The sequence below is a fragment of the Clostridium sp. AF36-4 genome (assembly GCF_003435975.1).
Lineage (GTDB): Bacteria > Bacillota > Clostridia > Lachnospirales > Lachnospiraceae > Eubacterium_F.
On sequence record NZ_QTVH01000028.1, the window covers coordinates 23,888 to 29,957 of the forward strand.

Annotated in this window: 8 protein-coding genes; 7 read left to right on the forward strand and 1 reads right to left on the reverse strand. The window is 38.0% G+C overall.

The genetic code is table 11. The annotated features are described in order from the left end of the window. Positions 1-24: 24 nt before the first annotated feature. Positions 25-264, reverse strand: coding sequence for a helix-turn-helix transcriptional regulator (locus tag DW005_RS11870; RefSeq protein ID WP_022376348.1), 240 nt, complete (start codon positions 262-264; stop codon positions 25-27). A 187-nt stretch (positions 265-451) separates the two neighbouring features. Between DW005_RS11870 and DW005_RS11875 the strand changes: the two genes are divergently transcribed. The 7 genes from DW005_RS11875 (at position 452) to DW005_RS11900 (ending at position 6,009) form a co-directional block, all read left to right on the forward strand. Beyond that, positions 452-1,738, forward strand: a complete 1,287-nt coding sequence (locus tag DW005_RS11875) for a CHAP domain-containing protein (protein WP_117479701.1) — start codon at positions 452-454, stop codon at positions 1,736-1,738. Positions 1,739-1,750: 12 nt separating this feature from the next. Further along, positions 1,751-1,927: a hypothetical protein gene (locus DW005_RS13910; RefSeq protein ID WP_181975045.1), complete on the forward strand. Its 177-nt coding sequence runs from the start codon at positions 1,751-1,753 to the stop codon at positions 1,925-1,927. 42 nt (positions 1,928-1,969) lie between these two features. Beyond that, complete coding sequence (locus tag DW005_RS11880) at positions 1,970-2,587, forward strand: DUF6273 domain-containing protein (RefSeq protein ID WP_117479703.1); 618 nt, start codon at positions 1,970-1,972, stop codon at positions 2,585-2,587. 99 nt (positions 2,588-2,686) lie between these two features. After that, positions 2,687-2,893 carry a hypothetical protein gene (locus DW005_RS11885; RefSeq protein ID WP_117479705.1) on the forward strand — a complete coding sequence of 69 codons (207 nt, stop codon included), beginning with the start codon at positions 2,687-2,689 and terminating at the stop codon, positions 2,891-2,893. A gap of 15 nt (positions 2,894-2,908) precedes the next feature. Then, the gene (locus DW005_RS11890) at positions 2,909-3,712 is read left to right on the forward strand and encodes a DUF6273 domain-containing protein (protein ID WP_278286518.1); all 804 of its coding nucleotides are present in this window, start codon (positions 2,909-2,911) and stop codon (positions 3,710-3,712) included. 279 nt (positions 3,713-3,991) lie between these two features. Next, the gene (locus DW005_RS11895; RefSeq protein WP_117479707.1) at positions 3,992-4,963 is read left to right on the forward strand and encodes an Rpn family recombination-promoting nuclease/putative transposase; all 972 of its coding nucleotides are present in this window, start codon (positions 3,992-3,994) and stop codon (positions 4,961-4,963) included. A gap of 14 nt (positions 4,964-4,977) precedes the next feature. Then, complete coding sequence (locus DW005_RS11900) at positions 4,978-6,009, forward strand: Rpn family recombination-promoting nuclease/putative transposase (RefSeq protein WP_117479709.1); 1,032 nt, start codon at positions 4,978-4,980, stop codon at positions 6,007-6,009. Positions 6,010-6,070 lie beyond the last annotated feature (61 nt).

Below are 6,070 nucleotides of genomic sequence, written 5' to 3' on the forward strand. Positions count from 1 at the left end.
ATTGCAAAGGGAAGCGATGTGTTTTTATTTTGGAAGTGTTTCTTTACTTCTTGTGTAGGGCTTTTTCTCATCGGTAAGTTCCGCAAGGTAATCCATGCTTGTATTGTAATAGACAGCAAGTCGCCTTAGCACTTCAATCGGCATGCTCCGGCTGTCTGTTTCATAATGTGAGTACGTACGCTGGCTAATGTGTAAGTAGTCTGCAATGTCTGTTTGTTTTAAATCGTGGTCTTCTCGCAAATCACGAATACGCTGCATTTTCATGTAAAAAACCTCCTAGGATTAAGGGTGATTTTAAACGGATGAAATCCGAGCAAAATTTAATAATATTATAAATTGAACGTAGTGTATATGATAATGCTAGAACAAAATGGACTATTGAACCATAGAACCATAGAACAATATGCGCTATGATGTAGGCATGAATTAACAAAAATTGGAGGGGATTGTTATGAAAAAGATGTGGAAAGGGGGAGTTTTATTCGTGCTCTGTGTACTGTGTCTTTATACTGCAAACGAGGCAAAAGCAACGAGCAAAACTTCAGATGAAGCAATCAATTGGGTGAAATCACAAGTGGGTAATTCGATTGATGCGGATGGTGCTTACGGTGCCCAATGCGTGGATTTGATTCGGGCATATTATAATTTTTTAGGAGTTGCACAAGTTAGAGGAAATGGATGCGATTATGCAACGAATCAACTTCCGAGCGGATGGACAAGGATAAAGGGAGCACAGCCGCAAAAAGGCGATATTTTGGTGTATACCGGTGGGTATGGTCATGTAGCAATATATGAATCGGACTATGTTACATATCATCAGAATTATAATGGGAAAAAGAAAGTTACACGAGAGGCATTTGCGGATAATAGTCCGGCATATATCACGAATTATACACCATATTGGGGTGTTGTTAGACCTAATTTTTCTTCTGGAAATATTGGTGCATATGGAGAAATGATAACGCCGACGATACATACGGATAAGGAAGTATACAATGTTGGGGAAACTGCTAATATATCGTGGGCGGCAACATCGCCAAATAGTGATTTTTATCAATATTGGCTTATTATAGTAAATGAGACAACAAAGCAACAAATTTTTGGAGGGGACCCAGGTGTTGCAAGAAACCCTGCTATAAATAGTAAAAGTTTAGTGTTGCCAAGTGCGGGAAGATATTATATAAAGATATATTCTGTGCCCTTTAATAATAAAGAAAGTCGACAAAAATTAGCAACAAAATACATATCAGTAGGTGCATATGGAGAAATGACGACACCAACGATACAAACGGATAAAGAAATATATAATGTAGGAGAAAACGTAAAAATATCATGGAAAGCAACGTCAGCTAATAGTGATTTTGCTCAATATTGGCTTGTTATAGTAAATGAGACGACAAAACAGAAAGTTTATGGAGGTGACCCAGGTGTTGCACAAAATCCGTCTGTAAATCAAAAAACAGTAACTTTATCAAGTGCAGGAAGATATTATATTAAAATATACTCAGTGCCTTTTTATGGTAAGGAAAGTCGTCAAAAGATGGCAACGAAACATATTGAGGTATCTAACAAAACATACACAAGTGCTAATAATGTTACAGAAAGTAAACTAGATACGGTAAAGGAACAAGTCTATCGAAAAACAGGGATGACGCAAGCGGAAATAAAAAAATCATCAAGTAAAAAAGGATGCTTAAAGCTATTCTTGGGGAAAGTTACTGGCGCTAAAGGTTACTAGCTTCAGTACGCTATGAATAAAAAGTTCAAAAAGAAAAAGAGCATACAGACCAAGAAAACCAAGTACACCATTAAGAAATTGAAAAAGAAGAAAACGTATTATATTCGTGTTCGTGCTTACAAGATGAATGGTAAGAAAAAGGTGTATGGTAAGTGGAGCACAGTGAAAAAAGTTAAGGTGAAAAAGTAAAAAAATCAAATCATAAAATCAATCAGAAAGAGAGGTATTTCTATGAGAAACAGTAAATTAATTCAAAAGGCGGGGACATTGTTCTTGACACTTTCGTTGATGGCGTCTGTGTGCCCGATTGCGGCAAAAGCTACGGAAAATAACAGTGTAGCAAATCCATCAACCAAGAAAAATGTTACAATTTCAGGTAGTGATAACGCGACGGGAAAATTAAATAATCCTTTGGTGAAAGCATCGACTACAACATGGAATAGTGTGACGTTTGGCAACTATTGGAAGACAGGAGCTAATCAGGATGGAAGGCAGCCAATTCAGTGGCGCGTTCTTTCGGTAAATGGGGATGATATGTATCTTCTTTCAGAGCAAAATTTGGATGTACAGCAGTATAATGATAAAGCACAAAATGAGTCGGGACTTCGTGTGGAATGGCAGGATTGTTCCTTGAATAAGTGGTTGAATGAAACATTTTTGAATGAGGCATTTTCTGATGTTGAGCAGACCGCAATAATAGGGACAACGGAAAAAGTTAGTCTTTTGTCAGAGCAGGAGATCAAGGATAAGAAATACGAATTTAGTTCAAATAAGGCTTGCAAGACAGAGGGAACAGCATATGCACACCAATCGTTAGGAAATGAAGATAATGAGATAAAGGACTCCTGATGGACTAAAACAACTGAGGGAAATGCTTTTGGCAAATGCGTTGATTCGAGTGGACGTGTTATCAGCAAAAATATCACATTAAAAGCAGGAATTCGTCCGGTGATTCATTTGAAAAAAACTTCTGATTTGTGGAAAAATTCAGAAAAAATTGTTATGTATAACGATTTTAATTCACAATGGGATTGTGTTTATTTTGGAAATTATTATCAAAACGACGCCAAGAAAAAGCAACCGATTAAGTGGCGAGTTCTTTCTGTAAATGGCGATGATGTGTTTATGATTTCAAATCGAAGTTTGGATTATTAAAAGTATAGCGAAAACTTGTCAGAAAACAGTAATGATGTATGGGAGAAAAGTTCGTTGCGAAGCTGGTTAAATACAACTTTTTTTAAGGAAGCATTTAATGCGACAGAGCAGGCAGCAATTAAAAATTCATCTGAAACAAATGACAAATTATTTTTATTGTCTGCGACAGAAATGAGTGTTATGTCATATGGGCTTGGTGGAGATATGGCAGCGGCACGTCCAACAGAATATGCTAAAAGTCGTGGTGCGACAAGTTATGATATGAAAGGCTCACGCAATTATGGATTTGGAGCGTGGATGTTACGCGATATGGTCAATGCGGGAGGCGAAACGGTGATTCGTTGTGTTTCACCGTTTGGAGATGTAGGGGCTTGTGATGGCGAATTGGCGGTTCGTCCGGTTCTTCGCATAAGTATATCTTCTGGGGCATGGACTTCGGCAGGAAAATTAGCTGGTTTGGATGATGGGGGTATAGACCAATATTCTGAGTCAATTACAAAGAACAACCAAAATGCTTCCAAAGTAACAGTAACAGCTCCTTTAAAAGTGAATCTTTCTACTGTGAAAAATGCAAAAGGAAAGATAATCAATGTAAAATGGAAGAAAGTCAAAGGTGCCAAAGGTTACCAGCTCCAGTATGCTTTGAATAAAAAGTTCAAAAAGAAAAAGAGCATACAGACCAAGAAAACCAAGTACACCATTAAGAAACTGAAAAAGAAGAAAACGTATTACATTCGTGTCCGTGCCTATAAAATGAATGGTAAGAAAAAGGTGTACGGTAAGTGGAGCAAGGTGAAAAAAGTCAAGATAAAGAAGTAACATAAGGAAGTAATATAAGACGGGTTAAAAAAACTTTGAGCGTAGAACGCCCCTCCTATTGGGGGTGTCGTTTTACGCTCTTTTTATATGCTGGAATTTGGCTTGTTTGGCACGATTTAGGCCTCTTTTTAAGGGGCGTAAGTCGCTTGACGATTGTAAGTAAATATATTGACTTTGTAATGCAACTGTGCTAGTATATATACAAACAAGGGTGGGGCGCAGATGTTCTCCTTGTAATGATAGAAACAAAAGAATTTGACTAATTAAGGAGGATACCATTTGGGATCAAAAGATTTAGCAGAGAAAAATTTACTACAATACAAAGATGTTTTTTCAGACATTGTAAACGTAAACTTATTTGGTGGCAGATGTTATGTGTCAGCGAAAGAGTTGTCGCGGGAACCCGGCGAGTTGATTACGAAAGCCGTATCAGATGATAAACTTCGGCAGTTACAGATGGATGTGCCGATGAAGTGTAAGAAGCACAATAGAAGTTTTTTCTTATGTCTGGAAAATCAGAGTGACAAAAACAACGTTATGCCGGTGCGAGATATGGGATACCAGCATGCCAAATATATGGAGCAGATAAAGGAAGTGAAGGAAAGTAATCGGAAAACTGGAAATTATCCAAACCCGATGACAAAGGAACTTAACGATTCCCAGAAGTTAAGCCCGGTCATTACTTTGGTTTTGAATTACAGTCAGAATGAATGGGGAAAGCCAAGATGTCTGAATGATATGCTGGAATTTCCGGAAGACATTGGTGAGGAACTTACAAAATGGATACCCTCGTATTCGGTTTGTGTGATTAACCTTGCCAGTCAGCCGGAAACGACAATTCGCCAGTATCAATCGGATTTTAAATACATAGTCCGTTACCTGTCCTGTGGAAATGACAGAAGAAAACTGGATGAATATTTCCAAACAACGGAGTTTCAATTAGACCACCCGGAAGCATTTTTAGATTGGCTGTCTGCGGTGACAAACGACACGAGATATCGGAAAGCAAAGGAATTAATTGAAGAAACTGAAGGAAAAGGAGGAAAAATCAATATGTGTGTATTATTAGATATGTATGAGGAACGAGGAGTAGAGAAAGGAATTTCACAAGGAATCTCACAAGGAATTGAGGAAATCAACACATTATATCATTGCTTGTTAGCAGATCATCGAATGGAAGATATACAAAAAGCAATCATGGATACAGACTATCAGAAGGAATTGTTGCGGGAGTATGGGATAGGAGAGTAAGAGGAGGATATTATTTGGGAGCAAAAGATTTAGCAGAGAAAAATTTACTACAATACAAAGATGTATTTTCAGACATTGTAAATGTAAACTTATTTGGTGGCAGATGTTATGTGTCAGCGAAAGAGTTGTCGCGGGAACCCGGCGAGTTGATTATGAAAACCGTCTCGGATAAAAATCTTCGGCAGCTACAGATGGATGTTCCGATGAAGTGTAAGAAGAACAATAGAAGTTTTTTCTTATGTCTGGAAAATCAAAGTGACAAAAATAATATTATGCCGGTGCGTGATATGGGATACCAGCACGCCAAATATATGGAGCAGATCAAGGAAGCGAAAGAAAGTAATCGAAAAACCGGCAATTATCCAACCCCGATGACAAAAGAACTTAACGATTCACAGAAGTTAAGCCCGGTCATCACTCTGGTTTTGAATTACAGTCAGAAAGAATGGAAAAAGCCAAGGTGTTTGAATGATATGTTGGAATTTCCGGAGGATATTGGTGAGGAACTTACAAAATGGATTCCAGAGCATCCCATTTGTATTATTAACCTTGCCAGTCAGTCAGAAACGACAATCCGCCAGTATCAATCAGATTTTAAATACATAGTCCGTTATCTGTCCTGTGGAAATGACAGAAAGAAACTGGATGAATATTTTCAAACAACGGAGTTTGAATTAGACCATCCGGAGGCGTTTTTAGATTGGCTGTCGGCGGTGACAAATGACAGGAGATATCGGAAAGCAAAGGAATTAATTGAAGAAACTGAAGGAAAAGGAGGGAAAAGCAATATGTGTGTATTATTAGATATGTATGAGGAACGAGGAATACAGAAAGGTATAGCCCAAGGAGAAGCACGTGGAATAAAGAAAGGGATTGTCCAAGGAGAGGCGCGTGGAATGGCAAAGGGAATTTCGCAAGGGATCGAGGAAATCAACACATTATATCATTGTTTATTAGCAGATCATCGAATGGAAGATATACAAAAAGCAATCATGGATACAGAATACCAAAAGGAATTGCTGTGTGAATATGGGATAGGAGAGTAAGAGGAGGATACCATTTGGGAGCAAAAGATTTAGCAGAGAAAAATTTACTACAATACAAAGA